Here is a 25999-nt window from a genome sequence, read left to right on the forward strand (position 1 = left end):
TGATTTCGGTCTGGAATTTACGGCAGTAAATTCGGGCTACGAAATCCAGCCGTTTAAAGGTAGGAAATTTCCGGTTTTCTAAAAGGGAAGACTGAGTTATAGGTATTGTTAGCAAACGGTTTTTAATCCAATTGCGTCCATTGTTCCATAAGAATTACAAATTCGGATAATTCATAGCAAGCGAAAACCGTAAGAATAGAAAGTCCGTTTTCCGATTCACGTTTTTTTATTAGAGTCCATACGTAAAGTCCAACTGGAACAAGCATCAAAAACCGAAGTTCTCCAATTAATAGCCAATTCATTGAGCTCCATAAAAAAGAAAGAAACGCAAAAAGTCCGATTACAAAATTTGTCCATTTTCCATTTAACCCCTGATAAATTAAAAATCCTAATGTTAAAGCACCAAAACTGAAAAATGATAAATTCAGTAAAAGAGGTTCTTTGAAAAATGAGAGTCCAAAACTTATTGCTAGTCCGATGAAGATTGCCCTTAGAAGATTCGGTTTAGTTTTAGGAAAAAGAAAAAGTCCCACTAATAATCCAATTCCAATAATAATATTTTGGTAGGTCATTTAACTGTTTGCTAACGTTTTAGCTAAGCGTAGTGCGGAGGCAAGGAAACTTTTCATTTCCGTCTGCGCACCAAGCTAAAGCTTATTGTTTAGTTTTATTTTTTATTTGTCCAAAGCTAAATCCATAAGATTTAGCGACCTTCTAAAAATACGCAAACCCAGCGATTAAGCCCTAAGACCGTATTACGTTTTGGTTGTGTTACCCGCTAGCTTTTATTCGTTCAATTGTTTCTTCGTAAAATTCGATTAGCATTCTTATTAATTCTTGATAAACTATAAAATGATTTGAGTCCAAATTCAATCCAAGTCTTTGTTTACAAAAATTATATTTTTCATCAAAACTAGAGTCTGTCAAATGCCCTTGAAGCTGTCTTAAATCGTTTAAAACATATAAAGGAGAAATTAAATTTGGTACATCTTTTATTTTAAGGATTTCGATTAGAAACTTTTCCAAAGTTTTTAAACTCCCTAGTCCTTTAATAGTTTTTTTATTTAAACCAGCATCCACTAAAATCTGTTTTAGCTTTTGAAGTTGAATGTTTTCAACTATTAGTTTATTAAGACTTACATAGGCGTTAAATATTTGGTCTTTTTCTACTAATATGGGAGGTTTATAATGGTCAAATAAATCACTAATCTCAATCCTTGTTAGAGGAAAGAGGTGTTTTTTCAAAATAATATTGTCTAACTCTTCTTTTAATGTGAAAATTTGAACTTCGTTATCTGATTCTTGAAAGGCATCTTCTTCTGAAAATGCATTTTGACTTAAATAAAATTTCGAATATATATCGTGGTCTGAATCTATATTACTAGCTTGAAACCTTTTTAAATGTGGAACCATATCAGAACCTCTAAAATCTTCGTAAAGGTCTCCCAGCCAAGTAAATATCTTACCATTTCTATTAATTCCAAAACCATAATTTAAAAAGCTTTCATTTTTATAATATATGTTTCCGGATGAGAACGAATCAAGGTGTACAGAGTAATCAGGGTGGTTATTATAATAGAGTAAGATATCTTTGTCAAAAAAAACAGGGCAAAGGTAACCAGGGTCATCTGGTCTGTTTAATCCAGGGATTAAATAGTAATCTTCTGAGGAATATTTAAAATCTAATCTTTTGAACCTATTAAATTTTTCGTTTTCATAACTAAATTTAATAGTTCTAAATTCACCTTTATTTAATTTTTTTAATGATTCTTCTATAATGTCTGTGAAATATTTCTTAGGTCTAAGGCAATCTTTTTTTCCACAGTTAGGGCATTTAAAAAAGGGAATATTAATAGCAACCGATTTTCCGTCTTTATTCTCTGATACTTTATGGAAAAACAAACTTCTGTAATCCTGACATTTTGGACACTCTAAAGGATGCTCGGACATAATTTAGGTTTTTTTAGCTTGCGGGTAACAATTGGCTAAACGTACCAAGGTACGTTTATTCCTTTTTTACTAGTATTAATTTAATGTGTTTTTTAATTCTTTTAAAGTGTTCGTTGTGATAGGTTTATACTCCTAAGTTAAAAAACAAATTACAAATGACCTTACTATTCATGTGTTTAAAATAGGTTCTAAGTGCTTTGCTTTGACAAATGGCCTTTCTAAATCATTTTTTCATCAATCCTCCTCAAAAAAGAACTCGTGCAGTTCAATAAGGCTGCCCCGTTTGATCTGTACCAGGTCTTTGGTGGTTTTTAAGAATATACCAAGGGAGCGTTCGTTGTAGATAAATTTCATTTCATCGGAATAGTCGGTTACCACGTACATATCGCCAGAGAGTTTGTAAAAGGGGATGGCCATCTTACTTTTTACCTTTACCCCTTTGTTTACTATTTTACCTTGGGTCAATGTTTCCTCTACATGTGTGTTCACCCATTCCCCGGAGGCCACCCGTACGTAGGCGACCATCATTCTCGTCCATTCGGGTTTGTCGATCAAGAACCATTTGATCTTATTGAAGTCGATACCGTATTCGTTGATCCAACCATGACTGGTAAAGCCCAATAACACCTGTTTTTTGCCATCCAATTCCGGATTGTCGGCGGGTATAAACTCCTGTATTTTAAAAGTAATGACAGAGGTTGAGGACATGTCTTTCAATTTTTTGCCATCAAAATCCATGGTTTTTAGGGAAAAACTGTTCATTTCAGGATTGTTGGCCAATAACCATTCGGTAGCGGTAAGTTCAGCGCGCTCTTTCATCTGTTCTATCGCCGCAACACCGGCACCAATGGCCGCCAAGGCACCAACAGCGCCTGCGACCACGGCACCTTTGTCCTGGGCATGGTTGTGTTTAGGTAGCAATAGAAATAAAATCGTAAGTAGTATAATCGGTTTTTTCATGGGTTGGGTATTTGGTTTTAATATGTTTTAATCGGTACTGTCCCGGTGGTCTATATAATCTATCATTTCCTTGTTTCGCTTAATCTGTTGCTCGATCTTCCATCTTTTGCCCAGTTCCAATATTTCGGCATAGGTCATGGTTTCCAATTCCTTTTCCTCGATTTTTAATCGTACCAAAGAACCGCCGAGTAGTCGAAAATCTGCGGAATCAAGATGTTTTTCTATGGCTTTTAAGTCCTTATGTGAAGTGTTTTCATTGAATTTCCGGTCTAATGGGGAGGTGCAGGACAATAGCAGTGCGGCAAAGGCACTTGATAAAATATGTGCTTTCATAGGGGGTCAATGTAAATTCCAGTATAAAGCTATGGCCATAAAAAATGAATTCCTTACAGATTTCCGTAAGGGATTTAACTTTTTTTGTTTTTGGACTTTTAAAAGGGGATCGGTTTATGGTCTTTTTGGTTCTTTGCCCATGGCCAGAAAGGAAATAGAGGGCCGCGTTACGGAAAACCGTAAAGCGTTATGGCAGACATTGGTTAAATTTGCGATGTTGGTAAACCATGGGTATGTATAGAAAGGCGATTCTCTTATTATTTCTGTTTTTTTCAATGGCAACCTTTTCACAAAAAGAGGGCCTGGAACTTATTTCATGGAATATTCAGGATTTTGGGAGAACCAAAAATTCGGCGGAATTGGAACAGATTGCCGAAATTGTCAGGGATGCCGATATTTTGGTGATACAAGAGGTGGTTGCGGGTTATGGTGGTGCCCAGGCCGTGGCCAAACTTAGCGATATCCTTAACCGAAAAGGGAGCAAATGGGATTATGTGATCAGTAACCCCACGAACAGTCCCAAATATGTTACCGAACGTTATGCCCTAATCTGGAAAACCAAGCATATAAAAATAAAAAACAGGGGTTACCTGATTCAGGAGTTGGATGCCCTTATAGATCGGGAACCTTTTTTGTTGGATGTCTTTATAGATGGAAAAAAAGTTACTTTGATCAACTTCCATTCCAGACCGCACGACCATGACCCGGAGACGGAAATTGCCGCCCTGACCGATTATATTGTTGGTAATGACACTACGCCCATTATTCTGGCGGGCGATTTTAATGTTAATGAGAACCATCCCGTTTTTGATGGTTTTAAACATAAAGGGTTCATGGCGGCCCTAACCGACCAAAAAACGACCTTGAAAAAGGCATGTAATGGGGAAGGCTATTTAAACCACGCCATTGACAATATCTTTTACTCTAAAGATATTCGAAAGGTCGATAGTGGGGTGTTGGATTTTGTGCGTTTTTGTGATGATTTGGATACGGCCAGGAAACTCTCGGATCATTTACCCGTTTATTTAAGGTTTGGGTTGTGATAGTGAACTAAATATACCTTTTGTACTTTGAAAAAAGGCCATGCTTACCAAATTGATGAAACCCCCTATTACCTTTTCGGTAAGCCGGCCAGTATAACTTTCGTTGTTTATCGTTTTACAAATTGAATGAACATTTATTCTGCCCCCGCTATCCATATGCAATCCGCACTTAAGACGAATGACATTTTTTTGAGCAGGATCTACAACCATTTGCAGAACTTGGATAATAGTCCATCGCTTTTACAACGGCCGCATGGCAATCTGTAAACACCCCTAATTCTTTAGTATCCAAAGCAAGGGAAAGCCAATAGCAGCCTTCTTTATGAACCTCATGGTCCCCATTGGGCTGGGCGGTCATGTTTACGAAGTACTTTGTCATTCCGTTAGTATTGAAATTAACCATGCCAAACTTATGACCATTAAAAAAGAATCCCTTACAGATTTCCGTAAGGGATTTAAAATTTTTTGTTGTTGGGGATGATAGTGAGGGGTGTAGTTTTAGATCCTACCCTGTTTAATGAGCTTGGCGATCAGGTGGTGGGTGTTCTTGGCCCCGAATTCATCGAACAACCGACTTATTTTTTTATCTATGGTACTTTCGCTATTGGGTGAGATTTTGTTCTTCTTCAATCTTTTTGAAATCTCTTTCTTGGTAAGTCCGTCGGCAAGGTCTTTAAGGATCATAATGTCGTACTTGTCCATCTCAATAACATTATTGGCACTGTTCAAGTTGATCTGGGGAGAAACAAAGGTTCTGTTCTGCCGAACTTCCTCCATGGCCATTATCAGTTCATTAAGGCTATTACGGCCCTTGCATACATAACCATTTATCTTGAATTCAGTAAACAACGGATTTATTTCTATGGGGTTGTCTATCATGGAGTTTACGATGATCTTAATATCGGGGTCTATACTCCTGACGGCCTGGATAAGTTCTTTGCCAGAAGTAAGCCTTCGCTCTACATGGCTTTCCTTAAACGAAAGGTCGGTAATAAGAAGATCGTACGGTTCCCCTTGGGCATGGGCTACCTTAAAACGGTTAAAAGCCTTGTCGCAATACAATTCTTCTTGAATGTTCTCTATTTGGAATCTATTTTCCAGGGCATCTACGATTCCTTTATTGGTATCTTGAAAATCTTCGGCAAGCAGTATTTTTTTGAACATGGTCTGTACTTTTTAATTCGGAATTTCGATTAGGGCCTTAAAACCATCACCCTTCTCCGATTCAAAATTAATACTTCCATTTATGGCATCAATACGCTTTTCTGTATTCCAAAGTCCATTTTTATTTTGTATGGCCTCTTTTGATGCACCCACGCCATTATCCATATATTCGACCCGGAATATCTTCTTGGTCTGTTCAAAATCTATAGAGACCATGGTGGCCGAACTATGTTTTTGCATATTGGTCATTAACTCCTGAAGTACCTTGTACAGGGTTTTCTTGGTCAGTGCCGGAATTTGGTCCCAGTTGATTTCCTTGCTGCCCGTAACGATCAATTGGGCATTTTTACAATAGGTGCCCAACATTCCGAATAAAGATTCCTTAAAACGTGGTCCGGTATCCACATCATTGATCTTTCTAGAGAAATTTCGACTTTGGTTGTATAAAACCTCTACGATATCGAGGACTTTATCGGGCTCGGACCCATTTTGGAGCAAAAGCATGGCGTGGTTGAGTTTACCCCCAAAATCGTCATGTAATTTTCTGGAGAGTGCAGCTTCGGTTTCATAAGTGGCCTGTAAAACGGCGATTTTGTTTTTCTGTTGTATACGTCTGCCCCGTTGTATTAAAAAATAACCTATAAACGTAGAGGATAGTAGAACGAATATCAACCCCGCATAGGACATGATCTTTTTGTTCCGTTCTTCGGCAACCTCCAAGGCACGTTCCGCATTTTCCTTTTCCAGACGTAAGATGGATTCCTGTTTTAAGGTATCATCGTACTTGTATTTGGCAAATTGGGTTTTTACCTTAAGTTCCTGTTCATAAAGACTGTCCTGTAGAAAAACATAGCGGTCCCGAAAGTTTACGTTATCGGGTTGTAGCTGTATTAAATGTTTTAAGGCATCCTGTTCCGCCTTGGGAATGTTCATGGTCTTCGACAATTGAATAAGGGAATCAAAATACAGGCTTGCTTTTTGACGGTCAATCGGGAGATAATATTCCCCTATATGGGTGTAACTGGCCAATTGTCCCCTATAGTCCTTGTTTTTCTTGCGTATACCCAACGGATGCGTGAATGCCTCCGCCATTACCTCTTCATTGGCCAACCAACGGGCATAGGCAAGATTGTCGAGTACCCGGGCATATTCGGTTTTGTTCTTTTGCAATTCGGGGTCGTTCAAAATTTCGTTCAGTAAACCAATGGCCTCCTTGGGTTTGTTGAAATCGATATAAGTAGCGGCCAAATTGTTTTGATAGATCAATCTGTCCTTGTCCGATTGCGTGCTGGAAATGGCCTTTAAATGATATTTTATCGCTTCCTCATGGTTCAATAATTTCCGGTGATCAGTGGCAAGCACATCATAGGATGAAGAAATATATTTGGTGTCCTTATTTTCATTTAAATATTGAAGTGCCTCGGTAATGGTTTCCTTACTCCCAAAAAAGTCGTTGTGGGTCTTTTGGATGATGGCCATATTATACAGGTTTTTACCTACCCAACTGCTATCGTTGATCCGTTTCTTATAGTTTTTGGCGTTATTGTATTTGTAGAATGCCTTTTGTGGCTTTTGGGCGATATAATCATAATAATAGCCCATTAAATAGTATTGCCTGCCTAGGATGGCATCGTCATTGGTTTTTAAGGCATGATCGATAAGTAGGTCGCTGAATACCTGGAGGCTATCAAATTCTTTCAAAGAAAGGTGAATCAGGTTTTTTTGATATAGCGCCAAGGTATATAACGTGTCCTTTTCGCGCTCTTTTAAGAATCCCAAAGATTTGTTTACGGCCGTATATCGCTTCTTCAAAGGATTGTTCTTATCCTTTGCTACGGTATAGTAAAAAAGGGCACTATCGTTGGCCACTTCTGTATTCGAAGTGTTTTTTCCGTAATCGGTAGTACAGGAAATAAAAAGTGAGATACAAGCTAAAATCAATACCCTATTCAAAAGAAATACTTTTGCGATAAAAGTATTCAAAAATGGGCTATACCCGAAGGTATGGCCCAAATAAAAATTGAATCTTTCTACTCGTCTTCTGGTGGAGGTGGTGGAACATTACCATCATCACCTTCGACTGCCTCTAGATTGTAAAGTGCATCCGATTCGGCAACGGAATCAGGGTTACAGGAAAACAAGACGGTATTCATTACGATGACCAGTACGGCTATTAAGATTTTTTTCATGATTATTGTTTTAAAAACGGGCATACCAATGGCTGTCCGAATTATTGTTTCAGTGAATTTTGCGATGATCGGTCGCTCTTGATTTTAAAGGGGATATCCCTTCTGTCCGGGAAGGGGAAATCTAGATGCGGCAGGTTTCAACCTACTTCCCGGTCGGGCCGAACCCTGACCACATTGTCGATTTCCATAAGAATGGTTTTCTAGAATTCCGATGTTAGCAAAGCATCGCTGTAACCATTCGTTGAACAAAGTAAATAGAAGGGGGCTTTTGATTATAGACAAAGGGCCGACTTGTGTTAGACAGTTTTTCGACACCCATAAAATCAACGGTTCAGAGCTCTTATCCCGGTAATTTGTCGACAGGAAATTTGTACTTTTAAGGCGATGGATGAGATAAGGATAGAAGAAATTGTTCGTAGGGTATTCGATAAGGCGAAATTCGGATGTGTTTCGCATTCCCGATATGCATTGTCAAAGTATGTAAGCGATGCAACCGGACTCAGTTCCAAAACCTTGGAAAGGGCCTATGATCGCTATATAAACGGGGATTTGGAACAGGGTAGTCCAAATGCGGACAGTGTTGATCTTTTATGCCGGTACCTAGACTATGAAAACTATGCCGAATATGTGAGCAAGAATGCTTTACCGACCAAGGAAGAGGACAAAGGGGCATCTGATAAGGGGGGCGTTCAAATGAAATGGATCCTGTACTTGATCGGTATGACCATCGGGGTATTCTCAATAACATCCTTAGTACGGATGAACCAAGAACCGAAGTGTATGGCATGGGACCAAACCCATTATAAGGAAGTATCATGCAGTGCGGAACCCTCCACCCTAAACGGAATGGCCGTAGTACCTTATGACAAATCAAAATTCGTGAATTTGAAGAAGGTTGAGGTAACCATGTCAACCCCATTTTTTTCCGAAGTAAACCAACGGCCCCTAATCTGGTACCATAAAACCAAAGAAGGCGAAATAGAATATTTTACGGCTCCCGGACTTCATCCTGTAACTGGGAAAACGCTCGATGAGATTACACCTTATATTATCCAGAAATATGTGCCCATGCATACGAATCATGAGGATTCTTTTTTAAAGTAAGATGCATCACTAGATGGATAACGCTATGAGGCACAAGGTTTTGTCCTGTGAACGGCGAGGCCAGCCCTGGGGCGTATTTTTTTGGTGTCTACGGCTTTTTTTGAATAGCAGTCAATTCTATTTGGGATGCTTTTAATCCATCGGATTCCATCGTCACTGTGATTTTCCCGGTTTTCCCTGCAATGGAACGTACGACAACCAAGGCCAAACCATTAAAGGCTTTGCGTTGGGTTGAAGGGAATTCGTTCATATCGGTTGGATCTCCATTATCAGTGGCAATGATCTCTCCTGGTCCTTCCACCTCAAATACTATGGTATTATCGGCTGTCGGTACGATTAAGCCATCGGTATCGGTTAGTTGTATGGTGATAAAGGAGAGGTCTTTTCCATCGGCATAGATTTCATTCCTATCGGCAAGAGCGGCTATTTGGGCAGGTTCCCCTGTGGTTTTTACGGTTGTCTGGGACCAAAAACTCCCTTTTTTATAGGCAACTGCTTTTAATTCCCCCGGCTGGTAGATGACATCGTCCCATCGTAAGCGATAGGTAAAAGCTTCTTTTTTCTTACGTCCCAACGATATTCCATTCAGGAACAGCTCAACTTCATCCCCTGAGGTAAAAACATGTACAGGGGTGGTCTTACCGATACGATCAGGCCAATTCCAATGGGGTAATATATGCACCATGGGCATATCGGGATGCCATCTAGATTGGTAAAGGTAATAGCGGTCTTTGGGAAAGCCTGCCAAATCAATGATCCCATTATACGAACTCCTGGATTCATAATAGGGGGTAGGTTCGCCGAGGTAGTCAAAACCGGTCCATACAAATTCACCGGCAGAGTAGGGGTGCTTGTCCAGGGAGGCAAAGACTTTGTCGGCACTTGAACCGAAATCAACGGCATAAAGTTCGTAGGCACTGACCTGTTTGATGTTGGAGTCACCTCCCATACCATCGCGGATCGGGGAACTGGTCATATCGGACACGGGAAACAAGTAAACCCCACGACTACTCGCGGCAGAAGCTGTTTCGCTACTTAGAATCACTTTGTCGGGGAATTTTTCGTGAAAAGGTCCGTATTGGGGTTTGGTCTTTATCCGATTGGTAACTGTGTCAAAAATAGGGTCTTGCCGAATGCCCTCCCCTTGGTAATTAAGACTGATGACATCCATCGCCGAGGCGAACGGCATATCTGATTTTGCCCAATTCATGGCACTGGTCGTTGGCCGGGTGGGGTCCTCGTCCTTGATGATAGCTGACAAGGTTTTTCCAATTGTAGCACCTTCAACATCGGTATATTGCTCTCCAACTTCATTGCCGTAACTCCAAATTACAATGGAAGGGTGGTTTTTATCCCTGCGTACCATGGCTCGGGCATCTGCTTCGTACCAATCGGGGAAAATCAAATGGAAATCGTGGGGTGTCTTTTTTCTCTTCCAGGAGTCGAACACTTCATCAATCACCAAAAACCCCATTTTATCGGTTAGTTCCAACAGCTCTGGGGCTGGAGGATTGTGGGCCATTCTGATGGCATTGACCCCCATATCCTTTAAAATACGGAGTTTGCGTGCTGCGGCACTGACATTGAAGGCGGCACCGAGGGCACCTAGATCGTGATGCTCATTGACCCCTTGAAGCTTGATTAATTCGTTATTGACCATAATCCCTTGATTGGGGTCAAATTTTATGTCCCTAATGCCGAAATCGGTTATATAGGTGTCAATGTCGACCCCATTTTGGGAGATATGGGTAATGGCCCTGTAAAGATGGGGTGTCTGTGTAGGTAAAGGCCCCCAAAGTTTTGGGTTTTCCAAGGTGGTAGAAGCGTTTATCGTCGCAGTGTTTCCTGCCTGGATCTTGGTCGTTACCTTTTCCATGACAGCCGTTTGCTTCCTAACGGTTCCGTGGTTAATGGTGTATATTTTGGTTATGGTCTCGATTTCGGTATCGAAACCCGAACGATTCTCTACTAGGACCTTTAACCCTATTCTTGCTGATGCCTTGGAAACCTTTGAAGTGGTTACCGTAGTTCCCCAGTGGGCAACATGCACTTTGTTCGTTTTGGTCAGCCATACATTGCGATATAGGCCACCGCCAGGATACCAACGGGCGGAGTGGTTGGGATTGTCCAATCGTATGGCCAATTGGTTGATGCCTTCGAAATTGATATGGGGTGTTAGGTCTAATCGAAAGGAATTATAACCATAGGGCCAACCGCCCACTAAATGTCCGTTTAGCCAAACCATGGCATAGGACATGGCTCCGTCGATGTCTAAGTAAATAATTTTGTCCTTATCTGTCTTGTAAATGTCTATTTGTCGTCTATACCAAGCAATGCCGTTACTGGGCAAACGCCCCATACCACCACCGACCTCGGTGTTAGGGCCCTCTTGAAACGGACCTGCAATGGCCCAATCGTGGGGTAGGGTTACGTTTTCCCATCCGTTGTCATCAAAATTGGATTGCACCAAGGGGAAATTGGTACCGGGATGTCCTTCGGGGCGTATATGATGTTTTGATGGGTCTTTTATAAAAGCGTTGGCCGTGGGTAAGATGTAAGGTTTTAAGGCTTTTTTAGAGGCTTGAAGTTTCTCGGCTTCCGTGGCAGGGGTATCCGCTGCTTTGCTGTCATTCACAGTGAGAACTTCAGGGCGCAAATCATAAAATAGGCTATCCGCAATTTCCGGTGAGTCATACTTCATGAATTTCCACCCTTCATTGATGGAAATGCGCTCACGATTGAACGATTCGGAGGAGTCTTTACAGCTCATGAACAAAAAACCTATGAGGAATAATAGGACTAAGGGTTTTCTGTTAGGTTGATATCGGTTTTTCATCTTTCTGGTATACTTATGTATTCTTTTTTCCTTTTCTATGAAGAAGATTTAGAAGTCAAGTTCCACTAAGATATTGTTTCCCGACCATTTATAACAATCGGTTGCTTAAAGAATTAAATTTTTTTATATTAAGAAATGGAACCCCGTCATATAATATTGAATGTAACCTAAGCGCAGCCCTGACTTTTGTAGTGGATAGGACGTTTAAAGTTAAATTATAATTTGTTTTAAAGCTGTATATTTGGATTTTATTTTAATCATTTATGGCTTGGTTTTGATTCGAAAAAGAATGACTTTCCAAAAAAAAATACTGCATTGCCTAAATTGAATTATTGAATACGATGAAAAAGCCAAAGAAGGAAGTTACCATATATGATATTGCCGAAAAATTGGGTCTAGCCACATCAACAATTTCCAGGGCGTTGAAAGACCATCATAGTATCGGTAAGAAAACTACTGAGAAAGTAAAAAGAACTGCGGAGGAAATGGGTTTTCGTCCCAATATAATGGCCGCTAGTTTGCGTAACAAAAAAACAAGGACCATCGGCGTTCTGATTCCTAGGATCAATAGACCGTTTATGGCATCATTGGTTAGTGGCATCGAAGGGGCCTTACAGAAACAGGGTTATAATGTGATCATCATCCAATCCAACGATTCTTATGAAAATGAGGTAGAGATGATGAAAGTCCTCTATAACAATAGGGTGAGCGGAGTTATTTGTTCCGTAGCCATGGAGACCCAAGAGAATGACCATTTTCAACAATTTTTGGAAAATGGGGTTCCGATAATTTTTGTTGATAGGACACCTAAGGATATTGCTTGTACCCATATCACCATTGATAATTATGCGGCGGGGTACGAGGCTACCGAACACTTAATTGAACAAGGGTGCAAACGCATCGCCCATTTTTCGGGATCTAAATTCAGAATGGTGTACAGCGAACGGGAAAGGGGATATATAGATGCCTTAAAGGATCATGGTTTGAAGGTCGATGCCGATTTGATAATACCCTTTAAAACCTTGAGTTACGAGGAAGCCGAAACGATAACCAGTGACTTGCTTGATTCCAAAAATCCGCCAGACGGAATTTTTGCCTCCAATGATACAACGGCAGTGGCTGCGATTCAAGTGGCTAAGAAAAAAAACGTGAAAATACCTCAAGATCTGGCGGTCATCGGCTTTAACAACGATCCTATTTCAAAAATCGTTGATCCCGCATTATCAACGATTGACCACCCTGCATTTAAAATGGGGGAAACAGCGGCAGAGAAAATCCTAAATCAGCTACAAACTAAGGTGAAGAGTGATTTGAAGGAGATCACGGTATTGAATACCGAATTGATCATACGGGAATCCTCAAAGCGCAAATAACCCCCCTATATATTTAAATGATCTCTGTTATTTGGGTACAATGGTCACAATGATCCTTTTGTACCGTGTTAGGGCCGGAGTTCCCTTATCGGTCAACTTTAGGATAAAATGTGCTGTCTTTTTCTTGTCCACTTCAGGGGCCGTGATATATGCTCCATGTGCATTTTCTGCCCCATTGATCTTAATCTCTTTCTTGTAAGATCCAGCCTCTGGATAGTTGAACCACAGGAAACTGAGATTGTCCCCATCGGGATCTGTTGACTGACTGGCATCCAAACCAAAACCTTCGCCAGATTTTACGGTTATACGATCGGGATGGCTTAGTACAGGTACCGGTGCATGGTTGGCTTCGTTATAAGAACTTAAGCACCAATCCATACGTGCGGCAAAATCATTCTGGAAGTCCTCACGCCAGCGGGCAAGGGTTATTTTAAAATCGTTGAATGTAACGGTATCCTTTTTTACCGCCCTACCATATGCGCTGGGTATATATGGGGTGTAATGGTCGTTGGCATTCGTATATATCTCCCTTGTCTCCGGTGCAATTGGGACAATGGAGCCCCCTTTTTTCGTTTTTGAGAAATCGGGTTTATACAATTCGTATCGTCCTCCCCAAGCCCCCCATTCCGGATGTTCCGGGCTGTTGAGTCCGTTAGGTATCAACGATAGGAATGAAGGAGTGTCACCTTCAACACCCCAAGATACATCTGGATATTCAGTACCTAGGGGGCCATGACCCTGTTGTATGTTATCGGCTATCCAAGTGTTGGTAATCACCTCATTGTTCAAACCTTTGAAGAAGCTATTGATGCCCGTCCATGTGGCACTGGCATAATGATCGCCCGGACTTACAACAAAGAAGAGATCGGGAAAATTGTCGCGGATCCAAATACCACTGTCGTCCTGGTCGGAAATTGTGTAAACCCTCAGTTTTGAGATCAATTTTGCAGCTTGCTTTTTAGACTTTGTCTTTTGGATCTTGTAAAGCGATTGTGCTAGGGTGTTCGCACCGCCCCACGCTGATATCCATAGGGGTCGATCATCATCTTCCTCTAAGACTTTAATGATCCAATCCGACCCTTCGGAATCTTGGTCTTTGCCAACACCGAGCATTCCATATTTGGGCAGGCCACTTTTTACTAGGGATAGGAGTTCTTTCTCCGACGGAAATCCCTTTTCGTGTTTTTCAAGGTTGGGTTGTACTTTTCCGTAAGCGTGTATGACCTTTTCAATGAATTGTGGGTCAACACTTGTTTTGTGCCAACAGGAGGTCGTGGCGACCATCCCTTTGATATCCATTTGGTTCGAATACAATAATAAGCGTACAAACGATTGGGTGTCATCGGGGTCAGCCTCGATATCTGAAAGTATAATGACCCTACTTTTCTGAGGGGCCTGGGCTGTAAGCGATTGTAGACAGGACAATCCTATGATTGTGGCAAAAACGAAAAGAATTCTCATGATTTTGATATTGGTTTTACTATTTACTTATTGTTCCTCAATGCGAAAAGGCGATGCCGGCAAACCTTCCTTGTTATATAAATTCGGATTGTCCGGATTGTCCGCCCAAGCATAGCGAACGTATTTCGGTGTCGGAATGTCATCATTCCACACTACGACCTTATCGCCTTCTATTTTGGCCTTTGCCCAAATAAATTGCCCGTCTTCTCCGGCTATGGCGAATTCACTCAAGGCTTTGTTGTCATTCGTGGTTAACCCACTGCCGGTATGATCGAAGGAAATAATCACCTTGTTCCCTTTTATTTCATGTTCCCGGTACAAAGGACCAGAGGATACAAGGTCTTCGTTATAGGCTAGTTTTAATCCGGCTAGCGCCATGCGCTCCCCGACATCCTTTTTATTGTCCGGGTGGATATCGTTCCATTCCCCTAAATCGATATTGACCGTCATGGCCGTGTTGGGAACCGAAAGCGCCTTGAATTGTGATTCCCTCAGCTCGGCCCAACCGCTTTCACAAGGCAAGTAGGATACCTCCATGAAATTTGGAAGCTGTGCATAGATAAAGGGTAGGTCAGGGGTATCGAAGGCCTGTCGCCAACTTCCTATCAAAGCGCGCATGTAACCTTCGTATTTTTCGGGTTGCCCGGCATTACTCTCTCCCTGATACCAAAGAATACCTTTTAGGGAGAATTGCGTAAAGGGCGCCACCATGGCATTGAATAGGGCAGTAGGTTCGTTCTGTGGGTTTATTTTTCTAATTGTAGTATCCTCTGTGTTTTTTGGAAAGGTAGATTCTTGGGGTTTGAAGACCTCCCCAACTTTATAATCCCAATACCCTTTTAGGTCTACCGTATCCTGGTCTGTGAAAATACAGTATGGTTTAACGGTAACAAAACCGCCTTTATGATTATAGTTGGTTACCCGGATCACAAACGTATTTTTACCGGCTTTCAGAAGGTTTTCAGGAACGGAATAACGTCTTTGAGGATATTGATAAGTGGTTTTACCGACCATTGTACCATTAATGTACAGCTCATCCGCATCAACGATACGTCCTAGAAAAACACGTGCTTTTTTCCCTGCCATGGATGGGGGAATCTCGATTTCCCTGCGGTACCAGACCACACCATTCAGGTCTTTGATACCTTGGTCTTCCCAATATCCGGGAATATTGATCTTTCGCCAGTTTTTGGGTGTAAAGGTTAGGTCGTACCAAGTTTTTTCCCCGCTCAAACCTTTATCCAATGGTATTGGGGATGATTCCTTGTCCTGTTTAGGGAATGCTATTTTTTGACGATTGACAAAGGCCGAATCCTTATTTTCCACAATTATTTTCTGGATATCGGGGTAGGTCTTGAATCCCTCTTCAGCGATCCAGGCTTCAATAGGTGTGCCCCCTACACTGGCGTTGATCAACCCAATCGGAATATGGTATTTTTCATATATTTTTTTGGCAAAAAAGTAGGAAACAGCCGAGAAAGGCCGTACTTCCTCGCCAATGGCCTTTTGCCAATTACCGCCTTCCAGATCATCCTGAACCCCCGATAAACTGGTTGCCCTAGGTACTGCGTAATACCGTATTTTTGGATAATTGGCTGTTTTTATTTCATCGGCATATCGCACATCATGGATATTCAATTGATGTACCATATTCGATTGCCCAGAGCACAACCAAACATCCCCGATCAGGATGTCCTTGATTTCGATACGGTTCTTGCCGGAAACGATCATGGTATATGGTCCGCCAGCTTTCATTTTGGGCAATTTCAAATTCCATGTGCCATCATTCGTAGCCTTGGTCTTGTATTGCCGGTTGTTGAAATGAACGGTTACTTTTTCATTGGGACTGGCCCAACCCCATACAGGAATCTTTGTATCCCTTTGTAATACAACGCCGTCACTTATTAATTTAGGGAGTTTAACCTGGGCAATTAGCGTATGGGATAGTAAGAATGCCAATGCGACAATTAAAACCTGTAATCTGTTCATTGTACTATAATTAATTTATGGTAATTGTTGTTTTGGCCATTGTTGGGGCACCCAATTCAGAACTTCGTTCCATCGGACTTGAACCCCCGATGTATATGTTGAACTCACCCGATTCTATGCTGCGTGAGCCATCATTATGAACGATCATGAAATCTTCCGGGGTCAATTCAAATGTCAAGTTGGTAGATATGCCGGGTTCCAATGTGATTCGCTTGGTACGTACAAGTTGAAAATTGGGAACGACGACCGTTGCTTCCATATCCGATATATATACCTGAACCACTTCATCGGATGCTATGTTGCCTGAATTGGTAACCTTGACCTCGACAGTAAGGTTTTCCGTTTTGGCGATTGAAGGGGAAGACGCTTTTATGCCATCATAGGTGAATGTCGTATAGCTTAATCCAAATCCGAACGGATACATGGGGTCCTCATCCATATATTTATACGTTCTTCCCTTCATGGAATAATCATCAAAAGCAGGTATCTGGTCCAAGGATTTAGGGAATGTAATAGGGAGTCTTCCTGAAGGGGATATCTTTCCGAAAAGAATATCCGCAACCGCCGTACCTCCCTCTTCACCGGGGTACCAGGCAAATAGGACAGCATCGGACAAAGCCTCCACTTCTTGAAGGTTTATGGGACTTCCGCTTGTTATTACCGTTACGATCGGCTTTTTGTCCTCAGGATTTTTGTCCGCTCTTTCCCTTAATTCCCTTAAATATGCAATTTGGTTCTCTGGCAGGTTATAATCCAATCTATCTCCGGCGGTATTGGAATCCAAGGAATCCCCCTCTTCACCCTCGATTTGACTGGAGACTCCCAAGACCACTATGGTGACATCACTGTTCCCTGCATGTCCGGTAGCATAATTAATGGGGTTTATCGATGGTTTATTGAGCATGGCCCCCAGGCGATACTGCAATTGACTGGTCGGACGTATTGCGGCGCTGATACCTTCTAGGATGGTCACCATATTGGGGTTGACACCATAATAATTACCTAAAAGTATTTCCACACTGGCGGCATTGGGGCCTGTTACGAAATATTTTGAAAGATCGTTTCGAAAAGGCAGCACACCATTGTTTTTTAAAAGCACCATGCTTTTTTGGGCGACTTCCTTGGACAAGGCCCTATGGGCTTCGCTATTGACCACATCAAATGGGATGTTATCATAAGGATTGCTTCCTTTGGGATCGAACAAGCCCAGTTTAAACCTTGTTTTCAATACGATGGCCAATTGCGCATCAATGTCCGCTTCGGTTATCAATCCTTCCTTAACGGCATCATCCAAAGAGGAATAGGTACTTCCACAGTTAAGGCTAATACCACTTTTTATGGCCAAGGCGGTGGCTTCGGCGGGTGTTTTAACCCGACCATGCCCCCCTTCGTTGGGTTGTTTGTATAAATCGACCAAAGCACCACAATCGGTAAGGACATGTCCTTTAAAATTCCATTCATTCCGTAAAACATCGGTAATTAGATAATTGTTTGAACAACAAGGCTCACCGTTTGTACTGTTATACGCGCACATAACTGCTTCAACATCAACATCGACCAATGCCTTAAAGGCAGGCAGATATGTTTCCCATAGATCTTTCGGACCCACTTTCGCATTGAATTGGTGTCTCATTTTTTCCGGACCACTGTGTACGGCAAAATGTTTGGCACAGGCAGCGGTTTTTAAATAATCCGGGTTGTCACCCTGTAGCCCTTTTACAAAGGCTTGTCCTAAAATAGCCGTCAAATAGGGGTCTTCCCCGTATGTTTCTTGGCCGCGCCCCCATCTAGGATCCCTAAAGATATTGATGTTGGGGGTCCAAAAGGTTAATCCATTATATTGTATGTTGTATCCTTTTTCGTTCGTGGCATTGTATATGGCCCTTGCTTCATCAGAAATGGCCGAAGACACCCTATAGGCCAAATCGGCATCAAAAGTGGCCCCTAGGCCAATGGCTTGCGGAAAAACCGTTGCAGCCGTAGAGCGGCCCACACCATGGAGAGCTTCATTCCAATAGTCATATGCCGGAATATCCAAGCGTTTGATTTCCGGCGTGCCATTCATCATTTGGCCGATCTTTTCTTCAAGCGTTAATCTTGACAGTAAATCCTGTACCCGTTCATCCAAGGAAAGCGAAGTGTTACGAAAGGCCAGTGTGTCACTTTGTTGAACACCTAAGTTGGGGGTTGTTACCGAGGGATCGTTCTTTTTGTTCCCACAAGCGCCCATACCTAGAATGAGCAAGGCATAAAACACGGTTTTTACGATTCGTTTTTTCATAATTGTTGGTTGTTTTGGTTACGTTGTAATTAGCGTTTATAAAGTTAATTCACTCAAATATTTTTAATTTTAAATGGATTGTCATAGTTTTACGCAACCGATTGCAAATTATGTATTATTTCTTATTTCCACAATTATTATGGAAAATATTATGAAATAATCATTTATGGTCAGAATTTGTTTAAAATTGGTAATAGGTATAAAATTAGCTGAATTGGTTGTTATGAAGAAATTGGATTTTATAAAGTATTGTTTCGTTTCATTATTCTTGCTTTTATCTGGTTTAAATGCCTATGCCAATGATGGTTATAAATTGTGGTTGCAGTATCGTTTGATAGAGGACGAGGGCTTGAGGGAATCGTATCGATCCAATATTCAGGAATTGGTTCCGTTAGGGGATTCCAAAACCATAGAAATCGCCTTTCATGAGCTGCAAGTGGGATTAAAGGGTATGTTGGGGCAGGAGTATTTGTCCGTCAACAGTGGATCTATAAAAAACAGTTTGGTATTCGGACGAAAGGAAAATCTACCCCAAACGATCATCGGTTTCTTTGATAAGGCGTACCATCAAATAAACGAGGAAGGTTTTATTATTAGATCCATTACTGTAAATGGGAAGAAACAATTTGTGATTACGGGGAAAACCGATGTGGGCGTCTTATATGGGGTGCACCACTTTTTAAGGTTGTTGCAAACAAATCAGGCTATTGGCAAACTAAACATCGTGGATTCTCCAAAACTTAAGGTCAGGGTACTGAATCATTGGGATAATCTGGATAGAACCGTGGAAAGGGGGTATTCCGGTGGCTCCATTTGGGATTGGCATCGCTTACCCGATTTTATCGACCAGCGTTATATCGATTATGCACGGGCCAATGCATCCATTGGGATTAATGGAATCGTTTTGACCAATGTAAATGCCAATGCACTCATTTTAACGCCCCAGTATATAGAAAAAGTAAAGGCCTTGGCCGATGTGTTTCGGCCCTACGGCATCAAGGTGTACCTTACGGCCCGGTTTTCGGCCCCTATGGAGATCGGTGGACTGAAAACGGCAGATCCCTTGGATGCCGGGGTTATTTCGTGGTGGAAGGGGAAAGCAGCGCAAATTCATGCTGAAATCCCCGACTTTGGCGGATTTTTGGTAAAGGCAAATTCCGAAGGACAACCAGGACCCCAAAATTATGGGAGAAATCACGTTGATGGGGCCAATATGTTGGCCGATGCCGTAGCCCCCTTTGGAGGAATTGTTATGTGGAGGGCCTTTGTATATGCCGAAAATTCATCGGATGATAGGGCCAAGGAAGCCTATTCCGAATTTGTCCCGTATGATGGTCAGTTTAAGGATAATGTGCTTGTGCAAGTAAAAAACGGTCCCATCGATTTTCAACCTCGGGAGCCTTTTCACCCCATGTTCGGGGCCATGCCCAAAACGCCTTTAATGATCGAGTTTCAAATCACACAGGAGTATTTAGGTTGTAGTACACATTCCGTGTTTCTTTCCACCTTGTTTGAGGAGGTGTTAGAATCGGATACGTACAGAAAAGGTAAAGGTTCCACGGTAGCCAAGGTTATTGATGGGTCACTTTCTAATAAGAAATTAACGGGAATGGCCGGAGTGAGCAATATCGGTACGGATAGAAACTGGACCGGGAATGTGTTTTTACAGGCCAATTGGTATAGCTTTGGCCGTTTGGCATGGAACCCGTATATGAAATCCGCCGACATAGCGGACGAATGGATAAGAGCTACTTTTTCCAATGACAAAGCCTTTGTGCAGCCCGTAAAAGCCTTTATGCTGCAATCAAGGGAAGCCACGGTAAATTATATGACGCCATTGGGTTTACACCATATTATGGCGCCAGGGCACCATTATGGCCCGGGACCATGGGTCGATATATTCGAGAGGGCAGAATGGAATTCGGTTTATTTTCATAAGGCCGACACTTTGGGCGTTGGATTTGATAGAAGTACTACAGGAAGCAATGCCGTAGGTCAATATGCCCCTGAAGTGGCCCGTATGTTCAATGATATCAATACCTGTCCGGAAGAATATTTATTGTGGTTCCACCATGTACCTTGGGATTATAAATTAAAGAATGGGGAATCCCTCTGGAATGGGATGGCATTAAAATACCAAGAGGGTGTTGATACGGTGGAGGCTATGGTCAAAACATGGAATGGCCTTGAGGGTTATGTAGATTCCCAACGTTTTAACGAAATGAAAATGTTATTGGACATTCAATATAAAGAGGCAAAATGGTGGCGGGATTCCTGCTTGTTGTATTTTCAGCGATTTTCCAAAATGGAATTGCCCGAAGGGGTCGAAAAACCAACCCGGACATTGGAATATTTTCAATCCCTGGAGTTTCCTTTTGCACCAGGACATCACTAAAAAAATAAAGTTTACAATAGAATAATTTATAGAATAGATGGGTAAAACAGCAATAGTCACCGGAGGAGGTTCTGGTTTAGGTTTTGCAACTGCAACAAAATTTTGCGAGAATGGTATTAAGACGTATATCGTTGGTATGAATGAGGAACAAACCAAGGAAGCTTGTCTTGAACTTGGTAAGAACGCCGTTCCTGTAATTTTCGATTTAACGAATCTGGAAGGTATTCCTGCGATGATCAAGGAAATAGCCAAGGATGGTGCCATAGATATATTGGTGAACAATGCGGGTATTAATATGAAAAAAGAATTCATTGATGTAACCGATGAGGAGTTTTTTAAAATCATCCAATTGAATGTCCTAAGCATTTTTGCCGTAAGTAGGGAGGTTGTCAAAGTGATGAAAGAACATAGTGGCGGGTGTATCGTTAATATTAGCTCTATGGCCTCACAGTACGGCATTCCAAAAGTAATCGCCTATACCGCAAGTAAGGGCGCCATTGAGGCAATGACCAGGGCCATGGCCGTTGATTTGGCAAAATATGGTGTACGGGTGAATTGTGTGGCACCTGGATTTATAAAAACCAAAATGTCGGATAAGGCATTCAGTGATGAACCTCAAAGGAGGGATAAAGTACTGGATAGGACACCGATGGGCATTTTAGGTACCCCATCAGATATTGCGGATGCCGTCTATTTTTATGCCAATAATGAATCAAAATTCGTTACCGGTACCATTCTTCCCGTTGATGGGGGAAATAGTATAGGATTCTAAAAAGCGGAAAAATGAAACACATGCAACAAACAATGCGCTGGTTTGGTCCTAATGACGCTATTTCCCTAACGGATATTCGGCAATGTGGTGTTTCAGGAATCGTAACGGCCTTACATGAAATACCTGTTGGGGATATTTGGACGGTAGATGCGATTCAAGAACGCCAGCAGACCATAAGGAATGCAGGTATGGAATGGACGGTAGTCGAGAGCCTGCCGGTGCACGAAGACATTAAAAAAGCAAATGGGGCAAGTTTAAGGTATATCGAAAATTATAAGATCAGCTTAAACAACCTGGCGGCTTGTGGCATTAAGGTGGTGACCTACAACTTTATGCCCATTTTGGATTGGGTGCGTACCGATCATGCGTTTAAGAATCCCGATGGCAGTAAAGCGTTGCGCTATGATCAAGTTGCTTTTAACTACTTTGATCTCTTTTTGTTAAAAAGGCCCGGGGTTGAAAACGATTATTCCGATGAGGAAAAACAAATGGCCCTTGACTACGGAAATACCCTTTCACAAGCGGATAAGGATTTGTTGTTTAAAAATGTACTTCTTGGGTTGCCAGGTAGTAAAGTGAATTTTACCAGGGATCAAATTTTGGCATTGCTCGAAAATTACAAGGACATTGACAACCATGCGCTAAGGACCAACTTAATCCATTTTTTGTCCGAAGTTGCCCCAGTTGCCGAGGCGTTGGGTATAAAACTGGCCATTCACCCAGACGACCCACCATTTTCGGTTATGGGACTACCTAGGGTCGTTAGTACCCAGGAGGACTTAAATCGTATTTTTAATGCTGTTCCCTTGAATGCGAACGGACTATGTTATTGTACAGGTTCTTTGGGTGCGGAACCCCATAATGATTTGGAGAAGATCATTGATGACCATGGAGACCGAATTCATTTCTTGCATCTGAGAAACGTAAAAAGGGATTCCAAGGATATTTTTAGGGAGGCCGAACATCTCAATGGGGATAATCCGATTGAAAGCATCATGGAAAAATTGGTGCTACTGATGCAAAAAAGGAATGTTGCCTTGCCACTTCGCCCCGATCATGGATTTCTGCATACCATAGAGGAAGGAAAAGAACAATACCCCGGCTACTCACTAGTGGGAAGACTTAAAGGACTTGCTGAATTGAGAGGTTTGGAAATGGGGATTCAATATAGATTGAAACACACGCAAAATTAGATTGAAAACTACAAATGATGGCTTTAAAAAATACATGGATTTCCGTCTCGGCATTCTTACTACTTGTTGTAACACTAGGTAATGCCCAAACCATTGATTCCCAAAAATATGTTGTCAACACAGCTTCCTCGGAACGTTTTCCATTGGCGTCCAACGAAAACGTAGCATCAATAGTGGTCGATCAAGATGATTTCCCAGGGGTAGTACGTGTTGCCGGTCATCTTCAGAATGACCTTCAAAAAGTCACAGGTATTTTACCTACGGTCTTTAACGGTATGGCACAAACCGAAGATTATTTGGTCATTATCGGGACACTGGGAAAAAGTGCTATCATCGATCAATGGGCAAAAGAAGGTAAAATAGATGCCGCCCGACTTCAGGGAAAACGGGAAAAATTCACCACCCAAATTGTTGACAATCCTATGGCCGGTGTGCAAAAAGCCTTGGTTATTGCCGGTTCGGACAAACGGGGAACCATTTATGGCATATATGATCTTTCTTCCCAAATTGGGGTCTCACCCTGGTATTTTTGGGCGGACGTTCCTGTTCGAAAGCAATCGGAATTACACGTGCTTCCCGGTGTGCACACCTTAGGGGAGCCTAAAGTCAAGTATAGGGGGTTCTTTATCAATGACGAGGCACCTGCATTGACAGGGTGGGTCTATGAACGCTATGGGGACTTTAATGCCAAATTCTATGAAAAGGTTTTTGAACTTATTCTTAGGATGAAAGGGAATTATTTGTGGCCGGCCATGTGGCCCCCAAGAAAGTTTAATGTGGATGATCCCCAAAATGCCATTTTAGCGGATGAATACGGCATTGTTATGGGAACATCCCACCACGAACCTTTAACACGTGCCCATGCTGAATGGAATACATCGTTAGGGAAATGGGACTATGCTTCCAATGCCAAAGGATTACAGGAATTCTGGAAAGGCGGTATGGAACGTATGGGGGATAAGGAGACCCTTGTGACCATTGGAATGCGCGGTGATGGTGATGAGGCTTTAAGTGAGGAAACGGCAACAGATCTACTGGAAACGATCGTCAAAGACCAGCGTAAGATCATTGCTGAGGTTACCGGGAAACCCGCAGAGGAAACACCCCAGATATGGGCGCTATATAAAGAGGTCCAGGATTATTATGATAAGGGGATGCGGGTGCCAGACGATGTAACATTGCTACTTTGTGATGATAACTGGGGAAATCTCAGAAAACTTCCGGGGTTGGATGATGCACCGCGTAAAGGGGGTTATGGTATTTATTATCATTTCGATTATGTGGGGGGTCCCAGAAATTATAAATGGTTGAACACCAACCAAATTGAACGCACCTGGGAGCAGATGCACCTAGCTTATGAACATGGGGTGGATAAGGTCTGGATCGTAAATGTGGGGGATATCAAGCCCATGGAATTTCCAATACAATTCTTCTTTGACTATGCTTGGGACCCTGATCGATGGAATGCCGATAACCTACAGGATTATTACCGTATTTGGGCAAATGATGTATTCGGGGGAATTGAGACCGATGCTATTGCCGATATCATGAAAAAATACACCAAATACAATGCTAGACGAAAGCATGAGTTGATCGATCCCTCGACCTATAGTTTAATCGATTATCGAGAGGCCGATGCCATTGTTGAAAATTATAAGACACTTGGAAGGAAAGCACAAGGCATATACGATCAACTTCCCGAGGAATATAAGGACGCCTATTACCAGTTAGTGCTTTTTCAGGTTTTGGCAAGTGCCAATCTTAACGAACTTTACGTAGCAGCTGCCAAGAACAATTGGTATGCCGAACAGGGTAGGGCATTGACAAATGAGTATGCGAATAAGGTAAAAGCGTTGTTTGATAAGGATATGGAACTGACCGACTATTACCATAATGAAATGGCGGATGGTAAATGGAACCACATGATGTCACAAACCCATATCGGTTATAAAATTTGGCAAGAACCGAAAACCAATGCGATTCCGGAGACCAAGACGATTGACATACCCAAAACATCGGATATGGGTGTGGCTGTGGAAGGTTCTAAAGAATGGTGGCCAAATGCATCCGATGAAGCGATTCTGCCCACTTTTACTTCCTTTGAAAACAACACTTTTTATGTCGATGTCTTTAATCGGGGAACTGAGCCTTTCAATTATAAAATCAAGTCCAAATCGGATTGGATTGTCTTTTCCCAAACAAAGGGTAGTGTTGATAAACAGCAAAGGATAGAAGTAAACATAGATTGGGAAAAAGCACCAAAGGGAACCAACAAAACATTCTTTACGATAAAGGCGAATAAAAAATCCATCCCGGTTTATGTGCAAACAAATAATGTGGATATCGATGGAGCAAAAGGTTTTATCGAGGGTAATGGTTTTATAGCTATCGATGCGGATAATTTTTCAACTACCTATGAGCCTGAACCTTTCTCGTGGAAAGTGGTCGATAATTTAGGTAAGACCGGGTCGTCTATAATTTCGTTGCCCATTAAAAAAGGAAGGGTTGTTTTAAGTGAAACCTCCCCTAGGGTGTCTTATGACGTGCACTTTAGGACGAAGGGAAAAGTGAAGGTGCATGTGCTGTTTTCACCGACCATCAATTATGCCACACGGGAAGGTATGTATTATGGCCTGTCATTCGATGGGGAAGATCCCGTGCGTATCAATTACGACTCAGATCCTAATATTTTTAATTATAACGGGAAGGTCCCCAGCAATTGGCATGCGAATGTCGCTGATAATATTAAAGTGATTACCACGGAATTTGAAATCAATGATGCGGGTAACCATACTTTGAATTACTTTAGGGTTGACGAAGGCTTGGTACTTCAAAGGATTATTATAGAAACAGAGAACAGTCAATTGAAAGAGACTTATTTAGGTCCACCTGAAAGTTTCAGGGCTCAATAAAGCTATTATAGGTTGGGAGCCTATAAAAACACACAGGAATATAA

Annotated in this window: 19 protein-coding genes; 7 read left to right on the forward strand and 12 right to left on the reverse strand. The window is 41.8% G+C overall.

The genetic code is table 11. The annotated features are described in order from the left end of the window. Nucleotides 1–122 precede the first annotated feature (122 nt). The 4 genes from R3X28_RS12835 to R3X28_RS12850 all read right to left on the reverse strand — a co-directional run bounded on the left by R3X28_RS12835 (nucleotide 123) and on the right by R3X28_RS12850 (nucleotide 3243). On the reverse strand, nucleotides 123–572 hold the full coding sequence (locus R3X28_RS12835) for a hypothetical protein (RefSeq protein ID WP_317664756.1): 450 nt from the start codon (nucleotides 570–572) through the stop codon (nucleotides 123–125). A gap of 199 nt (nucleotides 573–771) precedes the next feature. Continuing rightward, on the reverse strand, nucleotides 772–1950 hold the full coding sequence (locus R3X28_RS12840) for a hypothetical protein (protein ID WP_317664758.1): 1179 nt from the start codon (nucleotides 1948–1950) through the stop codon (nucleotides 772–774). A 234-nt stretch (nucleotides 1951–2184) separates the two neighbouring features. Then, nucleotides 2185–2910 carry a hypothetical protein gene (locus R3X28_RS12845; protein ID WP_317664760.1) on the reverse strand — a complete coding sequence of 242 codons (726 nt, stop codon included), beginning with the start codon at nucleotides 2908–2910 and terminating at the stop codon, nucleotides 2185–2187. Nucleotides 2911–2937: 27 nt separating this feature from the next. Then, entirely contained in the window at nucleotides 2938–3243 is a 306-nt protein-coding gene (locus R3X28_RS12850) for a hypothetical protein (RefSeq protein WP_317664762.1), read from the reverse strand. Nucleotides 3244–3470: 227 nt separating this feature from the next. Between R3X28_RS12850 and R3X28_RS12855 the strand changes: the two genes are divergently transcribed. Further along, entirely contained in the window at nucleotides 3471–4286 is an 816-nt protein-coding gene (locus R3X28_RS12855; RefSeq protein WP_317664764.1) for an endonuclease/exonuclease/phosphatase family protein, read from the forward strand. A 169-nt stretch (nucleotides 4287–4455) separates the two neighbouring features. Here R3X28_RS12855 and R3X28_RS12860 read toward each other — a convergent pair whose 3' ends face one another. From R3X28_RS12860 to R3X28_RS12875, 4 genes are all read right to left on the reverse strand, one after another. Beyond that, nucleotides 4456–4665 (reverse strand): hypothetical protein, encoded by a 210-nt coding sequence (locus R3X28_RS12860; protein ID WP_154364514.1) that lies wholly within the window; start codon nucleotides 4663–4665, stop codon nucleotides 4456–4458. Nucleotides 4666–4784: 119 nt separating this feature from the next. Beyond that, the gene (locus R3X28_RS12865) at nucleotides 4785–5450 is read right to left on the reverse strand and encodes a DNA-binding response regulator (RefSeq protein ID WP_154364512.1); all 666 of its coding nucleotides are present in this window, start codon (nucleotides 5448–5450) and stop codon (nucleotides 4785–4787) included. Nucleotides 5451–5462: 12 nt separating this feature from the next. Next, complete coding sequence (locus R3X28_RS12870; RefSeq protein ID WP_317664767.1) at nucleotides 5463–7403, reverse strand: ATP-binding protein; 1941 nt, start codon at nucleotides 7401–7403, stop codon at nucleotides 5463–5465. A gap of 77 nt (nucleotides 7404–7480) precedes the next feature. Next, the gene (locus R3X28_RS12875) at nucleotides 7481–7639 is read right to left on the reverse strand and encodes a hypothetical protein (RefSeq protein ID WP_317664769.1); all 159 of its coding nucleotides are present in this window, start codon (nucleotides 7637–7639) and stop codon (nucleotides 7481–7483) included. Between the two features lie 384 nt (nucleotides 7640–8023). Here R3X28_RS12875 and R3X28_RS12880 point away from each other — a divergent pair, with 384 nt between their 5' ends. After that, complete coding sequence (locus R3X28_RS12880; protein WP_317664770.1) at nucleotides 8024–8743, forward strand: hypothetical protein; 720 nt, start codon at nucleotides 8024–8026, stop codon at nucleotides 8741–8743. An 88-nt stretch (nucleotides 8744–8831) separates the two neighbouring features. Here the strand turns inward: R3X28_RS12880 and galB are convergent, their stop codons facing one another. After that, on the reverse strand, nucleotides 8832–11513 hold the full coding sequence (galB, locus tag R3X28_RS12885) for a beta-galactosidase GalB (protein ID WP_317664772.1): 2682 nt from the start codon (nucleotides 11511–11513) through the stop codon (nucleotides 8832–8834). Nucleotides 11514–11920: 407 nt separating this feature from the next. Between galB and R3X28_RS12890 the strand changes: the two genes are divergently transcribed. Further along, entirely contained in the window at nucleotides 11921–12952 is a 1032-nt protein-coding gene (locus tag R3X28_RS12890; RefSeq protein WP_317664774.1) for a LacI family DNA-binding transcriptional regulator, read from the forward strand. Between the two features lie 27 nt (nucleotides 12953–12979). Here the strand turns inward: R3X28_RS12890 and R3X28_RS12895 are convergent, their stop codons facing one another. From R3X28_RS12895 to R3X28_RS12905, 3 genes are read right to left on the reverse strand one after another with little or no spacing between them, the layout of a single operon-like run. Beyond that, nucleotides 12980–14413, reverse strand: coding sequence for a nucleoside hydrolase-like domain-containing protein (locus tag R3X28_RS12895; protein ID WP_317664776.1), 1434 nt, complete (start codon nucleotides 14411–14413; stop codon nucleotides 12980–12982). Nucleotides 14414–14440: 27 nt separating this feature from the next. Then, a complete protein-coding gene (locus tag R3X28_RS12900) occupies nucleotides 14441–16402 on the reverse strand; it encodes a sialate O-acetylesterase (protein WP_317664778.1) in 1962 nt (653 codons plus the stop codon). 10 nt (nucleotides 16403–16412) lie between these two features. Beyond that, nucleotides 16413–18683, reverse strand: coding sequence for a glycoside hydrolase family 3 C-terminal domain-containing protein (locus tag R3X28_RS12905; RefSeq protein ID WP_317664781.1), 2271 nt, complete (start codon nucleotides 18681–18683; stop codon nucleotides 16413–16415). 223 nt (nucleotides 18684–18906) lie between these two features. On the opposite strand from R3X28_RS12905, the gene R3X28_RS12910 reads away from it, so the two are divergent. From R3X28_RS12910 to R3X28_RS12925, 4 genes are read left to right on the forward strand one after another with little or no spacing between them, the layout of a single operon-like run. After that, nucleotides 18907–21078: an alpha-glucuronidase family glycosyl hydrolase gene (locus R3X28_RS12910; RefSeq protein WP_317664783.1), complete on the forward strand. Its 2172-nt coding sequence runs from the start codon at nucleotides 18907–18909 to the stop codon at nucleotides 21076–21078. 37 nt (nucleotides 21079–21115) lie between these two features. After that, nucleotides 21116–21850, forward strand: a complete 735-nt coding sequence (locus R3X28_RS12915) for an SDR family oxidoreductase (protein WP_317664785.1) — start codon at nucleotides 21116–21118, stop codon at nucleotides 21848–21850. A gap of 20 nt (nucleotides 21851–21870) precedes the next feature. Beyond that, complete coding sequence (gene uxuA / locus R3X28_RS12920; RefSeq protein WP_317665065.1) at nucleotides 21871–23043, forward strand: mannonate dehydratase; 1173 nt, start codon at nucleotides 21871–21873, stop codon at nucleotides 23041–23043. A gap of 14 nt (nucleotides 23044–23057) precedes the next feature. Further along, nucleotides 23058–25955, forward strand: coding sequence for a glycosyl hydrolase 115 family protein (locus tag R3X28_RS12925; protein ID WP_317664787.1), 2898 nt, complete (start codon nucleotides 23058–23060; stop codon nucleotides 25953–25955). Nucleotides 25956–25999: the final 44 nt, after the last annotated feature.

It is taken from the genome of Maribacter sp. TH_r10 (genome assembly GCF_033101095.1).
In the GTDB taxonomy this organism is placed as follows: domain Bacteria; phylum Bacteroidota; class Bacteroidia; order Flavobacteriales; family Flavobacteriaceae; genus Maribacter_A; species Maribacter_A luteus.

What these genes read in the sequence shown, in the direction of transcription:
- R3X28_RS12835 (WP_317664756.1), bottom strand. Translation starts at nt 572, where the DNA reads ATGACCTACCAAAATATTATTATTGGAATTGGATTATTAGTGGGACTT.
- R3X28_RS12840 (WP_317664758.1), bottom strand. Translation starts at nt 1,950, where the DNA reads ATGTCCGAGCATCCTTTAGAGTGTCCAAAATGTCAGGATTACAGAAGT.
- R3X28_RS12845 (WP_317664760.1), bottom strand. Translation starts at nt 2,910, where the DNA reads ATGAAAAAACCGATTATACTACTTACGATTTTATTTCTATTGCTACCT.
- R3X28_RS12850 (WP_317664762.1), bottom strand. Translation starts at nt 3,243, where the DNA reads ATGAAAGCACATATTTTATCAAGTGCCTTTGCCGCACTGCTATTGTCC.
- R3X28_RS12855 (WP_317664764.1), top strand. Translation starts at nt 3,471, where the DNA reads ATGGGTATGTATAGAAAGGCGATTCTCTTATTATTTCTGTTTTTTTCA.
- R3X28_RS12860 (WP_154364514.1), bottom strand. Translation starts at nt 4,665, where the DNA reads ATGACAAAGTACTTCGTAAACATGACCGCCCAGCCCAATGGGGACCAT.
- R3X28_RS12865 (WP_154364512.1), bottom strand. Translation starts at nt 5,450, where the DNA reads ATGTTCAAAAAAATACTGCTTGCCGAAGATTTTCAAGATACCAATAAA.
- R3X28_RS12875 (WP_317664769.1), bottom strand. Translation starts at nt 7,639, where the DNA reads ATGAAAAAAATCTTAATAGCCGTACTGGTCATCGTAATGAATACCGTC.
- R3X28_RS12880 (WP_317664770.1), top strand. Translation starts at nt 8,024, where the DNA reads ATGGATGAGATAAGGATAGAAGAAATTGTTCGTAGGGTATTCGATAAG.
- galB (WP_317664772.1), bottom strand. Translation starts at nt 11,513, where the DNA reads ATGAGCTGTAAAGACTCCTCCGAATCGTTCAATCGTGAGCGCATTTCC.
- R3X28_RS12890 (WP_317664774.1), top strand. Translation starts at nt 11,921, where the DNA reads ATGAAAAAGCCAAAGAAGGAAGTTACCATATATGATATTGCCGAAAAA.
- R3X28_RS12895 (WP_317664776.1), bottom strand. Translation starts at nt 14,413, where the DNA reads ATGAGAATTCTTTTCGTTTTTGCCACAATCATAGGATTGTCCTGTCTA.
- R3X28_RS12900 (WP_317664778.1), bottom strand. Translation starts at nt 16,402, where the DNA reads ATGAACAGATTACAGGTTTTAATTGTCGCATTGGCATTCTTACTATCC.
- R3X28_RS12905 (WP_317664781.1), bottom strand. Translation starts at nt 18,683, where the DNA reads ATGAAAAAACGAATCGTAAAAACCGTGTTTTATGCCTTGCTCATTCTA.
- R3X28_RS12910 (WP_317664783.1), top strand. Translation starts at nt 18,907, where the DNA reads ATGAAGAAATTGGATTTTATAAAGTATTGTTTCGTTTCATTATTCTTG.
- R3X28_RS12915 (WP_317664785.1), top strand. Translation starts at nt 21,116, where the DNA reads ATGGGTAAAACAGCAATAGTCACCGGAGGAGGTTCTGGTTTAGGTTTT.
- uxuA (WP_317665065.1), top strand. Translation starts at nt 21,871, where the DNA reads ATGCAACAAACAATGCGCTGGTTTGGTCCTAATGACGCTATTTCCCTA.
- R3X28_RS12925 (WP_317664787.1), top strand. Translation starts at nt 23,058, where the DNA reads ATGATGGCTTTAAAAAATACATGGATTTCCGTCTCGGCATTCTTACTA.